Genomic DNA, 15,815 nt, shown 5'->3' on the forward strand with positions numbered 1-15,815 from the left:
CATCTAGTTAGGTTATGCCTTGCCAATTTGGCATAAGGTGGCTTTTGTTTCTTGCATCTGTGTCACCACATCATAGCCATAGGTCATAATAATATTGGCGGACTCACCAATAACATAAGGCTCCGTTCCCGCAGGATAACTATCAGCCAAACTCTTCATTTCAAATACACCAGCAAAATGAAACGGCATAAATGTTTCTCCAGGAATAACCCTTGGTGTGATCATCGCCGCGACCTTTATCTTGCTGCCCTCTGGACTCAATACAATGACCTTATCCCCATGAATGATGCCTCTGTCTGCAGCATCCTTAGGATTCATCTCTATGTACATTTCCAGTTGAAGTTGAGCCAACCAAGGATTAGAACGCGTCTCCTCGCCACCACCTTCAAATTCGACTAAACGACCTGACGTCAAAACTAACGGGAAGTTTTTAGCAAAATCCTGATCTTGAATGGTTTTATATAGGGTCGGTAGTCGAGCAACCATGCGATCATTATAGGTCGGATACTTAGCCACCAGATCTCGTCTTGGCGTGTAGAGAGGCTCACGGTGTATCGGTATTTCATCAGGGAAATTCCATACGATACAGCGCGCTTTAGCGTTTCCATAAGGGGAACAACCGTGGGCTATCGCCACGCGTTGAATACCACCGGATAGATCCGTTTTCCAATTACGTCCTTCAGCAGCAACCTGTTCTTCTGGCGTTAAATCATTCCACCAGCCCAACTGTTTAAGCATGACATCAGTAAACTCAGGATAGCCAGCCTTGATGTCACTGTTCTTAGACCAAGAGTTCTCAGCAAGAAGATCATCGCCATTTCGCTCAACACCAAAACGAGCACGGAAAGTTCCCCCACCATTACTGACTTCACGATCGTTACGGTATAAAATTTGAGTGCCGGGGTGCTTCATCTCTGGCGTCCCCCAACACGGCCAAGGCAAACCATAGGTTTCGCCTACACAGGGCCCTCCAGCGGCTTCCAAGCTATCAATATTAAAGCTTGACCAGTTTTCTTGATGCAATTTCAAACGCTCAGGACTTTGACCCGTATAACCAATCGTCCACATACCACGATTAAATTCACGCGTAATATCTTCAATTAAAGGTTCAGTACCATTAATTTTGATATTTTTGAACATCTGCTCTTCAATACCCCAACGTTTGGCTATCAAATACATGATCTCGTGATCTGGCTTACATTCGAACAGAGGCTCAATCACTTTTGAGCGCCACTGTATTGAACGGTTAGTCGCTGACACTGAGCCATAGGTTTCAAACTGTGTTGCTGCAGGGAGTAAATATACCCCGTCGGCACGTTCCGGCATTACCCCAGCCATTGTTGGATAGGGATCAACCACCACCACCATATCCATCTTATCTAAGGCATCACGTACCACAGCCCCTCGCGTTTCTGTGTTGACGGCTTGTCCCCAGAAAAAGGCCATGCGGATATTATCTCGTTGGGCAATGAGATCTTTATTTTCTAGTACACCATCTTGCCAACGTGAACATGGAATACCAGTAGAGTTCATCGGCACTTGTCCCAAGTAGGTCCCTTGATCAAAGCGGCTCTTCATCCACTCATAATCCAGTTCCCACACCCGGCACCAATGCTGCCATGCACCACTCGTCAGGCCGTAATAACCCGGCAGATTATCGAACAACAAGCCAAAATCAGTGGCCCCTTGCACATTGTCATGGCCACGGAAGATATTGGTACCACCGCCAGAAACCCCCATATTGCCCAATACCAACTGCAATATGCAGTAAGATCGAGTATTGGAATTACCAATATGGTGCTGAGTCCCTCCCATACACCAAACCACAGTACCAGGACGATGATCCGCCATCATTTTCGCCACTTTAAACATTTGTGCAGCGGGTACACCAGCAACATTTTCAACAACATCGGGTGGAAACTTTTTCGCCTCCTCCCTGATGCTTTCTACGCCATAGACACGCTCGTCTATAAAGGAATCATCTTGCCATCCATTCTCAAAAATATGCCACAACAGGCCATAGATAAAAGGGATGTCAGTGCCTGGACGAATATGCACATATTCATCACTTTTGGCTGCAGTATGGGTAAATCGAGGATCAACAACAATGACTTTGGCTCCCCGCTCCTTGCCCACTAGAATATGCTGCATAGCAACAGGATGAGCTTCACAAGGGTTAGAACCAATAAACATCATCAACTTAGCATTACGCATATCATTGATTGAGTTGGTTTGCGCACCATAGCCCCAGGTATTTGCAACCCCGGCTACCGTGGTAGAGTGACAAATTCGTGCAGAGTGGTCGACGTTATTAGTGCCCCACATAGCGGCCATTTTGCGGTATAGATAGGCTTGCTCGTTTGAAAATTTAGCACTACCCATAAAAAATACGGAGTCAGGACCTGATTCCTTTCGGATTTTAAGTGCTTGATCGCCCACTTCTTGAATCGCTTGCTCCCAGCTAATTCGCTTCCACTTACCTCCCTCTTTTTTCATTGGGTATTTCAGTCGCTTTTCACCCTGACCAACTTCACGCACTGCCGCGCCCTTAGCACAGTGACCTCCCGCATTAAACGGATGATCAAATGCAGGTTCTTGATCTGTCCAGACACCATTTTGCACATGGGCGTATATGCCGCAACCGACTGCACAATGGGAGCAAATGGTTTTCTTAATTTCGGTAGGGGTATCATGGGGTATAAATTTAGCTGAAGCTTTTCGCATAAATCCTGTGCCAAGCACAGTAACTGCTGCGATCCCGCCGCTGGTCAAACCCGCGTTTTTTAAAAACTGACGACGGTTAATACCCAGACTCGGTTTTTTAGGCGTGTCTACCTGATTTGATGTACGTTTTAGATGCATAATACATCCTCCATTTTGGAACATCTATTCCTTACGATAAGGAGATGTCTTCACTAACCCACTTTTCAAAACTATAAAAAGTTAACTTCTATAACGAAGCGTAATAGGCGCGAATATGTTCAGTTTCTCGGTAACCTTCACCTTTAACTACTTGGGTGACGTCTTCTGATTGGGCAAGTACCGGGCCGGTTAAGGTCGCCGCTACACTTGCTACACTACCCATCGCCAGTGTTTTTAACACTTCACGACGACTGATGTTGGAAGCTTGCTTCTTCATACTGTCTCCTAATTTATATAAGACCCTAAGGTCTGATTTATCGAGGGGAAATCCTTCCCCCTCAGTTTGCTATCGACGATCCTGATACCGCATCGGCGGCCGATAACCCCTATAATCGTGGGAATAATGCCACGTATTAATTCACTTTTACGACCTCTTCCGTCACAGGTTCTATATCACTGTTACCAGGGCAATTTACTGGAATATTGAGACTTAACTGCTCAAATTCATTGGCCTCAATAACAAAAAATGCTTTCGCGAGTTCAGCAAGAGTTGCGTAAAAAGCTGCGCTTGGCGCTTTAGCCAACTCACTGCAAAAGCGAGCAATCCAACTACTAAGGTGACGCTGATAAAATGCCAACTGACGATAACTTGGAGCTTCTAGAATCAAAGTCCCCATCACTTCACATAATGCAGCAACATGATCCTCTGGCTCCTTTACATTCTCTTCGCGCTCAAAGCCAAGTTGCATCAGATCTTGACGCAACAATGCCAGTGGCTTGTCCATCAATGACCCCGTCATAAACCAGCTACCATAAGGCAGTATTTCACCACGACCTACGCCGAGGAAAACGTTAAAGTATTCATCTTCTAGCTGCTCAACGCTAAACTGCTCGGCGGCTAACTTGATGGATACCCACGCTTTAGTCATCTCACTGTCATCGTTAGTATCGATCTCTAGGTTCGCTAAAAACTGCAATAATTCGATGCTTGGTGGACGACGCAATAGTGCAGCTAATAACTGATAAATATCGGCTCTTAGCTGGTCATTTTCTGATATTTCTCTTACTAATTCGGTCATAGCTAAACTCTTATCGAAGTTGCTTTTCAGGATCTTGAAGGATGTCTTCAAACATATCTTTTACGCGGCAGTCGCCACACATTTTTAATCGTTCGATGTTTGCACTAAAGGCACTATGACCTCCGACAACTTCCAACATCCGATCCACCATAGATTGAGTGGCAAAAGGTGTTCCACAACTAATACAATTAAATGGCGCTTCCTCTTTTAGAGTCTGATGCTGCTGACGTTCGAACTTATCAAAATTTATTTGTGAAGTGAGGCTAATTGCATTCTCAGGACAAGCTGACTCACATAAGCCACACTGTACACAGTCTTGCTCTACGAAATGCAAGGCGGGCTTATCACCACCATCGGTCAAAGCTTGAGTGGGGCAGGTAGACACACAGGAGAGACAAAGCGTGCAGCTTTCGGTATTAACACTGACTTCGCCGTAGGGAAGATTACTTTGACTCAGGCAAGTGTCAACCGACGCGGCTTGTTCGTTCAGATGATCGATAGCCGCGTACAAGGTATTACGCTTAGTCGTTGCTGCAAACTCGCCGGGGACAATCACTGGCCAGTTAGCACTGATCTCCAGCAATTCAGTCAGATCGCCAATACTAGTTTCATCGATAAGAGCAATACGTTGGGGTTGACCCATCTCATCGAGAATGTCGTTAGCCAGCTTATACTCACCTTGCAACATCTGCGTTAAAGTGGGTGCAGTAGCTTCAGTGTTTAGCACTAAAATCTGACGAGCACCCCAAGCTAAGGCCGACATCCAGTGATCCATACTCGCCACGGTGACCTCTTCCAAGACGACGGGAATAACACTACCGGGTAAGTCTTTACCTACCAAGGCAGCACCATTAGCCGCATCATGAAACAGAATAACTGGAGCCAATTGTGCTTGGTCGCGAAAACGAGTCACTAGTTTATGCAGGTAGGAATGCAGTGCTTGTGGTGTCGGCAAATCGTAACTGATCGCGCCCGTAGGACAAGCATTAGTACAGCTACCTGCACCGTGACAAAGATAGGGGTCGATCTCAATTAGCTTGTTAATGCTTTTTATGGCATCGGCAGGGCAAAAATTAAGGCAACGATTACAACCATCAATACCATTACGATTATGCGCACATATGGCGCTATTCACTTTAACGTAACGTGGCTTATCAAACTCACCAATCATATCTGGAAGTTGGGCAATGGCCTCTTCAAGTTTAGTTTCATCTTGGCCGACATAAAAATAGCCAGGCGGTAGCATTTCAAGATTAATACAGGGAGATTGACTCAAATCTAAGATTAGATCGAAATGAGCTTTACGTATCGCCACCGTACTTAAGTCAACAGAACGTGTGTCTGAAGCAGAAGGAGCGTCGGACTCATGCTCAACTTTTACTTGAAACTGCCCTAAGAAGCCCTTGATCTCAATAAGCTTGTTATAGAAAGTTTCAACATCTTCGGCGCTGGCCATCACTTTTTCCAGATGAGCTTCATCTTGGTTAGTAACTGACTCATTAGCTAATATGGCCAACTTGCCCATATTTGATAACTTGCCCGCTGTTAGACGAGCCAGATCTTCCGGCCCAATAATGAGCACGTTTCCTTCAGTGGTATAACTTACGGTTGGCGGGATCAGATTTTGAAGGATCTGAGTATTGACCAACACCTGTTGTCGAACCTCTTTGAGTTCAACTTGGCTATTATTATTCAAATGTTTGCTCACATTTTATTCCCGAACACTTTTGGCTGTTACTGTCAGCTCTTCTGAATCATTCTTTTTAGACGCTCAGAAAGACAGCAATTCACATACCAAAATTACGGTCATTAAACTTCTCTTAAGTGACGTTAAGAAACACTACTCTTTGGTTCGTCACCGGACTCTGGTTCATTTTGGGGCACTTCATCAATAGTACCGTCCAAAATGTCCTCTGTTGTATCACTTAATAAACGTGTATCTTTAGGCTCGGTTTGAGCCAGCTCCAGCGCTTCATTCTCAGCCGTTTCGTCATCACTTTTAGTCACATGGCGGAAAATTTTCTTGGCAAGTTCAGCTGAGTGTTCCGCGGTTAGTTTAGGTTGATTACTATAATCTAGGGCATATTCAAGCAAACCATCAATCTCACTGTATTGAGGTTGTTTCCATAGCGCCTTAAGCGCAGCAGCTTTAGCTAGCGGATCGACATTCGCCCCCATAAAGCTAGCGAAACTCCCCCCTATCTCAATTTTCTCTGGATCAGGCAGATCTTCAGCCGTGAGTATCTGTTTTTCAGTTTCCGGCACAGATTGTTGCTCAGCAGCCTGGTCAGAAAGAGGAGCTGTAACCGACGGCTCTTGAACTATCTCTGCTTGCTCAGCAACCAGCTCAGCATCTTCAGCCAATTTCTCCTCTTCAACCTTTTGGCGACGAAGATTCCAACGTGACAGCAATCCACTCATGAGCCAATCTTCCCAAAATCACTATTATTACTCGGCCCTTCATTCTTACGCCGGTTAACATGTTTACGACGATGGGCACTAATTTCCACTTCGCCATGACGAGTAATGAAAGCTTCGATCCAGCAAGCAATGGCTTCTGGCATCGGTAAATTCAATACAGGGGTATCACCTTCGAGACAACCGGCTGCGACATTTTGATCAGCAGATATCATAGCGGGTACCCAGTCACCATTCTCGAGTTCATCACAGACGATGAACAACATAGCGTTGTCCATATCGAGATTAATACGGTAGCTTCCACGCTCATCTTTATGCAGCTCGAGCATAATGAGTTCGGAGCCTTCTGGGGCTGCATGAGTTGCTGGTAGAAATTGATCGAGCTCCCAGCTGACAGAGATCCAGCGTCCAACTTGTTTCTCGATTCGATTTAAAGAAACGTGCATAGGCCATTGGCTTTCAGTATGTAGCATTCATCTCACCTTAACGTGTAGCTAGCAGATAATCACATAAGACTAGCCAGCTAAATAACGAGTATTTACGCACCTTGATTCACATATACCAAACCACTTCAAAATGCTCGTTTCAGAGTCCCTGTAGAATAGCTGAACAAGGCAGTGATTGAGAGAATGTTATTCCCTTGTTGATGTCACTAACACGATGCAGATATTTTACAGGAACTCCCGAAGGGCAAGGCGATAAGCAACATATTTCAGCATTATGAAATATTGAATTAGAATAACTAGTCCAGCAATTTCATCTATTGAACTCTGCCACTTCTCAACATGCTGAATCCTACATGTCGAGGTTGCTTGGGTAACTAGCAATATATGTGCCAGCCTTAATGTTGCAGTTATTTGAGCTGGATCATTCTTTTCACGCTATAAATAGGACATTTTGTCCAGCATATATTTCAGATTAGGACAGAAAAGGACGTTTCTCCCTCGATAAAAAACAGAAAATGAGAAAGATCACGCATTCAACTAAGGAATCGAAACCTAGGAACAAAAATTGCTATGCTATTATCGTCCATTGTCTAATCATGAGTCTCTAGCCTTGAGCCAGCATAAACCTAGCTTAATTAAAACTGATGCAGAAGTTCCTTTAACTATCGCTGTTAACGCCATTGATGAACATGGCGAACAAGTTGAAAAACACATTGCGTGTGAACGACCCCTAACGATTTATTTAAACTGGCGTCCTATTGTGACCCTAATGACCCTAGGGGCAAGAGCCGAAATGCTTGCTTTAGGCTACTTAAAAAATCAAGGATTTATCTCAGATCTTGAGCAGTTAGAATCTGTGATTATCGATTGGGATGTCAGCTCTGCGGCCGTCATTACCAAAGAAATTACGGCAGATTTAGAAGCCAAGCTTTCAGAAAAAACCGTCACAACAGGTTGCGGACAAGGTACTGTTTACGGTGGGTTTATGGATGGGCTTGATGAGATAAATCTCCCCCAGCCCCAACTAAAACAAAGTATGATCTACAGCTTACTCAACAATATTAATGCCTACAATGAAACCTACAAGAATGCCGGAGCCGTTCATGGTTGTGGTCTCTGCCAAGGTGACAATATTGTCGGTTTTGTCGAAGATGTAGGCCGTCATAATGCGGTCGATACCCTCGCAGGTGAAATGTGGTTAAAGCAAGATATTGGACACAACAAAATATTCTACACCACGGGACGTTTGACCTCTGAAATGGTGATAAAAATCGCCAAAATGGGCATCCCAGTGGTGCTGTCGAGAAGTGGTGCTACCCAGATGGGACTTGAGCTTGCTCAAAAACTTGGCATTACTATGATAGCTCGAGCGAAAGGCAAACACTTTCTCATCTACAACGGCGCCGAAAATATCGAATTCGATGCAATTCCTCCCAAACGTCCTAAAAACCAACAGAAAACGTTTAAATGAAACCAAAACTAAATCAGCGTGACCTTGCTAGGAAACAGAGATGATAGAGCCAAGCGAACTCATTTATATGAGCGCCAAACAGGTCGCCGAGTACCTAGACCTTAATGAAAAGAAGGTCTACTCCATGGCGAACGATCGAGTATTACCTGCGACAAAAATAACAGGTAAATGGTTGTTTCCTAAAATATTAATAGATCGTTGGATTATGGATTCCTGCCACAGTGGCATGTTATCAGATCGCATGCACATTACTGGCAGTGACGACCCCTTACTCTCCATGCTAGTGTCGCGCCTCATGACCCAAATCGGCAAAAGCGATCTGGTTAGTTACAGCTCCACAGGCTCGCGAATGGGGTTGGACTTATTGTCCAGAGGCTATGCCGATGTCTGCACTCTGCACTGGGGCAGTGTCGATGAACGTAATATACGTCACCCTGCACTACTGAAGAGCTACCCCAATCATCAGCAGTGGGTCATGGTCCACGGTTACACCAGAAAACAAGGCCTGATGGTACGTAGCGACATGCTACAACAGTGCCAAGAAGAGGATAAAATAGTCTCTCTCCCTTGGCGCTGGGTCGCCAGACAAGCTGGCGCAGGCAGCCAACAGCATCTAGAGCATTGGCTAATGAAGCAAGGCGCGGCTATGTCCCACTTGAATACTAACGTCATAGCTTACAGCGAGCGTGAACTGGCCGCCTATGTGGCTCGAGGCGATGCTGATATCGGTTTTGGTTGCCAATCAGTCGCTATGGAAAGTGGGCTTGCCTTTATTCCGTTAGTCACAGAATCATTTGACTTCGTGATGCCACAGGGAATCTACTTCCGTCGCCAATTACAGCACCTGTTTGATATGTTAGCCAGTACTCAAACAAGGCAGTTAGCAGCCACTTTGGGTGGCTATGATTTAACGGATTGTGGACAGTTACTCTGGAACCCTTCTTAGAGGTATTAGTTGAGGATTGTCGGTTAACAATCTGGCTAAATAACATTTATTGTTGAGTCTGGGTTTATTGGTACTTAGCAAGTTTGATTGATAACCATGGCCTTATGGTTATCAATTGCTTGAAGCAGTCTTATGCACAGATACTTTTACGAGACGCCGTAAATACGTTCCCTGTAGGCTCTACGGTTTCATCCCTGAAACCGAAGCTCGCAGCCGCACTTACACCCGGTTAGAAAAGCATTATCAATTCACCCATAGAGTTTTAAGTAAAACGTTGACTCAACAGGTATTTATTTTCAAATTAGATAATTGAATTTAAATAATTTTAGACTCAATATACTTCATCCCTCTCACCAAGAGCCATTTAAATGTCATCAGAAGTTAAGATTGATTGGTCAAACCCATTAGCATTAGAAAACAGTACCGATGGCTTTCCAGCCGATCAACTAGACCGAGAAAAGTATGCCAAGTTTCTTACGCATTTTTTAGCGTCTAAGGGGGTTAGTAGCTCAAGTGAAAAACATAACTATGTACTAAACCTCAATGCCGAATGGGGCTCAGGAAAGTCTTACTTTTTACGGCGCTGGGCAGAAGATTTAAAAGGTACTTATCCAGTTGTCTATGTCGACGCTTGGAAGCAAGATTATTCAGACGATCCCTTAATGACTGTTATCTCATCCATGATTAAGCAGTTAAGAGAGCAAGCAGACAAAGGTGCTGAAGATCCTCTATTCAAAACTCCACGCAAATTAATCGGCTTACTAAAAGCAGCCGCCCCCAGCATAGCTCGCGGGCTTGCAACAAAATACTTGGGTGTCGATCCAGTAAAAATTATCCAGCAAGCCGATGATGAAGATATTGGTGAAACCGTCAAAGACAGTGATGGCAAAGAAATGGATATGGGCTTGGCTGCATCCAAGATGGTTGAACATTTACTAAGTGAACACGATGCAAAATCATCGGCAATTAGCAGCTTAAAGGTTAATGTCGAGCAATGGGTAGAAGCTGTTGTCGGCCTAAAAGAAAAGCACCACCCTGCATTTATTTTTATTGATGAACTAGACCGTTGCAGACCAAGCTATGCAGTTGAGATGCTTGAAACGATTAAGCACATTTTTGACATTCCAGGAGTGGTATTTGTTGTCGCTACGGATACAGAGCAATTACAGCATACTGTTAAGGCTATTTATGGCGAAGGATTCGATGCTCGTACATATCTAGGTAGATTCTTTAACAGCCGATACACCCTAAAAGTGCCATCGTTTGAAAAGCTACTACCAGTGCACTGTGATATGGAAAAGCTTTCTCTGTCATACCTCCAAAGTAGAAAAATCAATAACTGGCCAGAGCTAGATGTAACTACTGATGAACCTTCAAGTTCTGAGCTTAAAAATCTAACAGCGATATATAACTCTTTTTCACTACCAGCTAGGCAAATTATTCAGATAACTGAACGATTAATTTCAATTGTTGAAAACTTAAAAGAAAATTCAAACATTAATCTACTTTACTTAGCTTTCCTTCTCTGCCTAAGAGAGAAAAATCAGGCCTTATATGACTTAGTATTAACAAAAGATATGGAGCATCAACTGGACAATAAAGAACAACTAGGCTACGAAGTAAGTGGAATAGTTTCAGGCAGTGACTCAAAAAAAATTAGCATAGGCTTAAGGCCTAGTAGTTTATTTACCGAAGGGGATGCCAGTTATTTAAATCCTATTGCTACTGCCAACAACATTATTGAGGACAGTCAATATGAGTTAGGTGTTTACTCATTTATTGTGGTTTCACACACCCTCATAAAATCAGGTCACCCAAGAAGCTCAAACCTCCGAGGGGAAGCTATTCGTTCTTTATCAAATCGGAACAACTGTTCAGATACTAAGAGTTGGTTTATCCTTTTAGCTGAAACAGAAAATAAAAAAAGTAACTATGGCATGACAGCATACAAAGATTTGGTCGAACTAGCTTCTGCGCTAGATATGCCTAAGCCGGAAGAAGCGTGAAACTACTAGGCCAATAACAACACTTCATTCAAAGGAAACACCGATTTCCCCATCGAAGTTGCCAAAATGCGTTGGAATAAATCGCGTGAATCCGACATGGATGTCGGCGTAGCTTTCGCGGGGCAGGATGCCCCATCGGAAGCGTTAGTGATTTATCCAAAAGCATGAGGATCGACAACTTCGCCGGGGCGTCATGTTACTTTGGTTTACAAAGAATCAAGGGCGAAGGTCATGACGATGACATCTCTGAGCGAGAGGTATTGGATATTAGACAGGGACGTCGTTGATAAGGCCGCTCTTTAACATCCATGTTATCGCGGCATTTGTGAATCCATTCACAGCAGACAGCAGTCCTCCTTGCCCGGGTGTGGGTTGGAGACCCACGACGTTTATCAAGTGAAGCTTGATTTCCTAACCCGAACCTTTAACAGAGAGTTAGCCAACCATTAGACCAGTTAACTATGAGAGTTCACGACATTAGTTGTTAGACCAAGTCTGACTTACATACCAACTAGCTATCTAACAGACTTATGACTATCACCTGCGATGTCTGCTCTGCAATTAACTGAGCTTCCAATTCACTTTCGTCAGTGCGAACTAACGTACCAGCAGCTATAACTTCATTCGCCAAAATGACGCTACCGTTACTGACGTAGACGAGAGCTGGTGTCGGCAGTGTGATCTCATCCCCAGGATTGAGGTTGGCAACACTTATCTGGGTGCGGCTATCGAAGGTTTGCCCAGCGCCGCCATAAACGGGAGTGAGCTCGCCATTGATTGGTGAGTACAACTGATAAGCTGCAGGCTCGCCTAGACGTTCCGGCATCACCCAAAGTTGAATCATCTGATTCTCAACACTATCAGGGTTTATCTCGTTATGGGAAAAACCTTCACCACCAGCGCGTTGTACCTGTACCTGCTTAGCACTTATAGACTGGCCATGCTCTAGAGAACCCTCGTGATTTATACGTCCTTTGACCATTACAGAGATCACATCGACCTCTTTGTGTCCATGCATCATGGTTTCGCCTTTAGGCATAAACCTTGCGTCTGCCAGATAGACAAAATGACCTACGCCATCCCAGGTATTCAGCTCTTTCCCGCGGCCAAAGACACGACTGTCCATCACAAATCTATGCTCTTTTAAGCCAGCAAAGCCACCCTCTCTAAGATCAAAGCTTGATAATTTTTTCATGACTTAACCCTCAATTTTCAATACAAAATATATCCAATAAAGCTAGATTAACTTGCTATGAAAGAGAGATAAACAGACTAAATTGCAAGATACAGTTGCTATAAAGAGAACAATAAACAAGGATCGCTACTCGAGCTGCTAATATTAAAAACTAAGTTGCGTTTGAGCCTTAATAGAAGACCAATACCAAATAGATAGAGGAGATTTAAAATCAAGTGTGCGACTGTGACCATCCATGACAGGGATCTCACGGCCAAACTTACAGGACTGAGCAGTATGTCATTAGAAATACCTGCACATAAGATCGTTCCTAAGCGTTATTCACTAACATTGTAGACATCTGGTTGCCACACCTGCATAAACACTTCGGGGTTCGGTACAGGTTTGAAACCAAACTTGGCATATAATCCATGAGCATCTCGAGTCGACAAAACCATACGTCGCAAACCTTGTAGATCTGGGTGTGAAACAATGTTTGTCATTAATGCCTTGCCCAGACCCAATCCTCGGTATTCATCGATAATAAACACATCCGCAAGATAGGCATAAGTTGCTCTATCAGTGATCAAACGACCGAACCCGATTTGCTGTTTGTCGTTAGTAAACACACCAAAACAAAGTGAATGCACCAGTGCTTTTTGCAGTACTGATTTAGGAATATCTTTAGCCCAGTAACTTTTTGAGATAAATGCATGAATAACATCAATATCCATCTCGTTTAACTCATTACTAATCCTATACCTCTGCATCAATCACTCCCAAAAATCACCAACACTCAAATTAAAACACAGCATAACCTGTTACACATTCATAACAATAGAAAGTTACAGAGATTAATTCAAAAGGTGAGACTTTCACTCTTCACAAGTGATTAAACAAGGTTAAATAATGAAGGAGTAACGTTAAGAGTCAACTTAATCCAGGCTCTTAACGCCAATGCTTAACTCCGATATTTAGCCCACAGATCTCTTTGTGAAGGCGTTAAAAAGCTCCAAGCCAACACACGAGTGAGCTTATTACCTTGGGCCATATCGATGGTCTTAACGGTAGCAGCCCCCACTTTTTGAAGGCTGGAATAAGCGGGTTGTAGATTCTCTTTCTTCGACACTAAACTGGTGAACCACAAACACTGAGTCGCAAAACCTTTGCTCTCACGGATCATGTTATCGAGAAACTGTTTCTCACCTCCGTCACACCAGAGCTCTGCTTTCTGGCCACCGAAATTAAGTTCAGCTACTTGAGCTGCCCCACTATTAACTGATTGTGTCCCAGGGGGTTTATGTCCTTTCGCTGCTCTGTTTGCCGCTAAGTTCTTCACCTTACGCTGAGTCCCTTCACTCGCCTCAGCCAGCGATGAATGAAAAGGTGGATTGCACAAGGTGATATCGAACCTGTCGTTGGCTTGAATAATTCCATTAAATACTTTTTGATGATCGGTTTGCAATCGGGTCTGTAACTTTCCTTGCAAACAGACATTGGCCGCTACGATCATATTGACGTTAGATAACGACAGAGGATCCACATCACTGGCCACAAAACGCCAACCATAAGCCTGAATGCCTAAGATAGGATAGATACCATTCGCCCCAGTACCAATATCTAATGCGTTAATTTTCATTTTATTAAGCTTAGACTGTAGGGTGTTTACAGGTGCGACATATTGTCCTTCACGCTTACTATCTTCTTTACTTTCAACGGTATCAGCCTCAACCAACAGGTCGGCAATATAGTGAAGATAATCGACTCTACCGGGTATTGGTGGACAGAGAAAACCTTGGGGTATATCCCAAGTACCTATCTGATAATGCAGTTTCAATAAGGCTGAATTAAGGGCTTTCACCGCTAGAGGATCCGCAAAGTCGATAGAGAGATTACCGTAGGGATTTGGTTTTACATAAGGAGTTAGTGCGGGACTTGCCTCGGTGAGCTTATCGAAGTCATAGCCGTCACGGTGTAAATTGCGCGGATGCAGACCGGGCTTTTGAAGATTAACCTGAGCCTTTCCTTTATTCCCGCCAGAGTTGGCTCTGTTAGTTCTCTTCTTAGGGTTTTTGTCTTGCTTAGCGTTTGGCTTTCGGCTTGATGTAGAATTTGGCTTTATCATGATGTCTAATGTAACTGGTATTATGCCGTTAGCCTAATGGTTAACGGCTGTAGTAGAGAGGAATTAACTGTGCTTATAAATTAGCTAGCGGCTAATCATAGAGGTACTTAGTAAATAGCATATTAACAATCAATTGCTGACCAGTTTCCTGTTCGATAAGGCGATTTAAGGCCTCATAACACTCTCGACGGATCTCTTCTCGTCCAGTGAGTGATTTTACTTTATCGGAGGTTTGGCTACCTAATATTTCGATAATGGCGGCACGTAACAGGGGATCGTGATGTTCAATAGCCACAAGATCTTCTGGTGATTTGACCATCAGTTCAACACTGATCCGAACAAAACCTAGCTTTCTGCCACTCGAAAGATAATTCGTCACGATTTCTGGCTCGAAACCATAGTAAGCATACTCAGCTAGGGTCTGATCCTCTTGCTCCTGAGGTTCCTCCTCTTCAGCGTTAGCACTCAAGCTAAAAATACTGATTGAAACAATGAACATTAATGAGACGAGCTTTTTCATAAGTAGTGCGTAGTTGTCACATTTTTTCATATCGAAATTTTCCATTTCAAGCGCTTTTATATTGAGCATTGAGTGCAATTTTTCAAATACCTGTGCTCGCGGATCTTTCAGAATTATACTAATAACATGTTAGACTGTACCAGTTTGCAAGTCAGTATTGTACCGAGAATCAAATGAGTGTAACTAAGCTAAGCTTCCCGTATGGTGAATCAATTCAATGGCTTTCGCCAGATAATATTGACCAACTTCCTAAGTCCCCCTTAACAGACTGGTTAATGTCTTATGAAAGTTTAACTCAAAAGTTACGTTCACACTGCGTTGAATTTGAGGTTGTAGTACTTGGTGAGGGTACTTTAACTCCTTTTAGCGGTGAGTTTCCTTCTCAAAATCAGGCCTGGGTACGCGAAGTTTTACTTTGTCTCGATGGGATCCCTTGGGTTTTTGCCCGCACACTCATCCCTGGCAACTTACTCCAGCAAAAAGAATCTGATTTTTTAACCTTAGGCACCAGACCATTAGGTGAGCTATTGTTTTCCAGTGATGAATTCTCACCCGGTAAGATAGAAATAGCTCATTTTACCCCTTGTCATAAATTAGCCAACTTAATGACATCACTTAAGCAAAATGCCGAACAAGAGTTATGGGGACGACGTCGCTACTTCTCCTATAACGGCGAGCAGCTTATCGTCAGTGAAACCTTTCTTCCCGCTGCCCGCAAATTAATAGAAGAGATGTGACCAGATCTAATCACCGCTAATTAAAAAACGC

Annotated in this window: 14 protein-coding genes; 4 read left to right on the plus strand and 10 right to left on the minus strand. The window is 43.7% G+C overall.

Features of this window, described 5'->3' with window-relative positions:
* Positions 1-12: 12 nt before the first annotated feature.
* The 6 genes from HWQ47_RS27130 to HWQ47_RS27155 all read right to left on the minus strand — a co-directional run bounded on the left by HWQ47_RS27130 (position 13) and on the right by HWQ47_RS27155 (position 6,832).
* Positions 13-2,862 (minus strand): formate dehydrogenase subunit alpha, encoded by a 2,850-nt coding sequence (locus HWQ47_RS27130; RefSeq protein WP_269969034.1) that lies wholly within the window; start codon positions 2,860-2,862, stop codon positions 13-15.
* Positions 2,863-2,950: 88 nt separating this feature from the next.
* The gene (locus HWQ47_RS27135; protein WP_269969035.1) at positions 2,951-3,139 is read right to left on the minus strand and encodes a twin-arginine translocation signal domain-containing protein; all 189 of its coding nucleotides are present in this window, start codon (positions 3,137-3,139) and stop codon (positions 2,951-2,953) included.
* 136 nt (positions 3,140-3,275) lie between these two features.
* A complete protein-coding gene (locus HWQ47_RS27140) occupies positions 3,276-3,941 on the minus strand; it encodes a TorD/DmsD family molecular chaperone (RefSeq protein ID WP_269969036.1) in 666 nt (221 codons plus the stop codon).
* A 10-nt stretch (positions 3,942-3,951) separates the two neighbouring features.
* On the minus strand, positions 3,952-5,649 hold the full coding sequence (locus HWQ47_RS27145; RefSeq protein ID WP_442802070.1) for a 4Fe-4S binding protein: 1,698 nt from the start codon (positions 5,647-5,649) through the stop codon (positions 3,952-3,954).
* A gap of 122 nt (positions 5,650-5,771) precedes the next feature.
* Positions 5,772-6,362, minus strand: a complete 591-nt coding sequence (locus HWQ47_RS27150; RefSeq protein ID WP_269969037.1) for a DUF3306 domain-containing protein — start codon at positions 6,360-6,362, stop codon at positions 5,772-5,774.
* Positions 6,359-6,832 carry a DUF3305 domain-containing protein gene (locus HWQ47_RS27155; protein WP_269969038.1) on the minus strand — a complete coding sequence of 158 codons (474 nt, stop codon included), beginning with the start codon at positions 6,830-6,832 and terminating at the stop codon, positions 6,359-6,361. The genes HWQ47_RS27150 and HWQ47_RS27155 overlap by 4 nt, the downstream gene beginning before the upstream one ends.
* Before the next feature lie 583 nt (positions 6,833-7,415).
* Here HWQ47_RS27155 and HWQ47_RS27160 point away from each other — a divergent pair.
* The 3 genes from HWQ47_RS27160 (at position 7,416) to HWQ47_RS27170 (ending at position 11,228) form a co-directional block, all read left to right on the plus strand.
* A complete protein-coding gene (locus HWQ47_RS27160) occupies positions 7,416-8,276 on the plus strand; it encodes a formate dehydrogenase accessory sulfurtransferase FdhD (protein WP_269969039.1) in 861 nt (286 codons plus the stop codon).
* 40 nt (positions 8,277-8,316) lie between these two features.
* The gene (locus HWQ47_RS27165; protein ID WP_269969040.1) at positions 8,317-9,222 is read left to right on the plus strand and encodes a helix-turn-helix transcriptional regulator; all 906 of its coding nucleotides are present in this window, start codon (positions 8,317-8,319) and stop codon (positions 9,220-9,222) included.
* A gap of 368 nt (positions 9,223-9,590) precedes the next feature.
* The gene (locus HWQ47_RS27170) at positions 9,591-11,228 is read left to right on the plus strand and encodes a KAP family P-loop NTPase fold protein (RefSeq protein WP_269969041.1); all 1,638 of its coding nucleotides are present in this window, start codon (positions 9,591-9,593) and stop codon (positions 11,226-11,228) included.
* 511 nt (positions 11,229-11,739) lie between these two features.
* On the opposite strand, the gene HWQ47_RS27175 is transcribed toward HWQ47_RS27170, so the two are convergent.
* The 4 genes from HWQ47_RS27175 to HWQ47_RS27190 all read right to left on the minus strand — a co-directional run bounded on the left by HWQ47_RS27175 (position 11,740) and on the right by HWQ47_RS27190 (position 15,047).
* Positions 11,740-12,423 carry a pirin family protein gene (locus tag HWQ47_RS27175; protein WP_269969042.1) on the minus strand — a complete coding sequence of 228 codons (684 nt, stop codon included), beginning with the start codon at positions 12,421-12,423 and terminating at the stop codon, positions 11,740-11,742.
* Positions 12,424-12,740: 317 nt separating this feature from the next.
* Entirely contained in the window at positions 12,741-13,172 is a 432-nt protein-coding gene (locus HWQ47_RS27180) for a GNAT family N-acetyltransferase (protein ID WP_269969043.1), read from the minus strand.
* A 191-nt stretch (positions 13,173-13,363) separates the two neighbouring features.
* Positions 13,364-14,527 carry a 23S rRNA (adenine(1618)-N(6))-methyltransferase RlmF gene (gene rlmF, locus HWQ47_RS27185; protein ID WP_269969044.1) on the minus strand — a complete coding sequence of 388 codons (1,164 nt, stop codon included), beginning with the start codon at positions 14,525-14,527 and terminating at the stop codon, positions 13,364-13,366.
* 91 nt (positions 14,528-14,618) lie between these two features.
* Complete coding sequence (locus HWQ47_RS27190) at positions 14,619-15,047, minus strand: flagellar basal body-associated protein FliL (protein WP_269971874.1); 429 nt, start codon at positions 15,045-15,047, stop codon at positions 14,619-14,621.
* Between the two features lie 173 nt (positions 15,048-15,220).
* Here HWQ47_RS27190 and HWQ47_RS27195 point away from each other — a divergent pair, with 173 nt between their 5' ends.
* Positions 15,221-15,784 (plus strand): chorismate--pyruvate lyase family protein, encoded by a 564-nt coding sequence (locus tag HWQ47_RS27195; RefSeq protein ID WP_269969045.1) that lies wholly within the window; start codon positions 15,221-15,223, stop codon positions 15,782-15,784.
* Positions 15,785-15,815: the final 31 nt, after the last annotated feature.

Origin of the sequence: Shewanella sp. MTB7, assembly GCF_027571385.1 — a bacterium.
Lineage (GTDB): Bacteria > Pseudomonadota > Gammaproteobacteria > Enterobacterales > Shewanellaceae > Shewanella.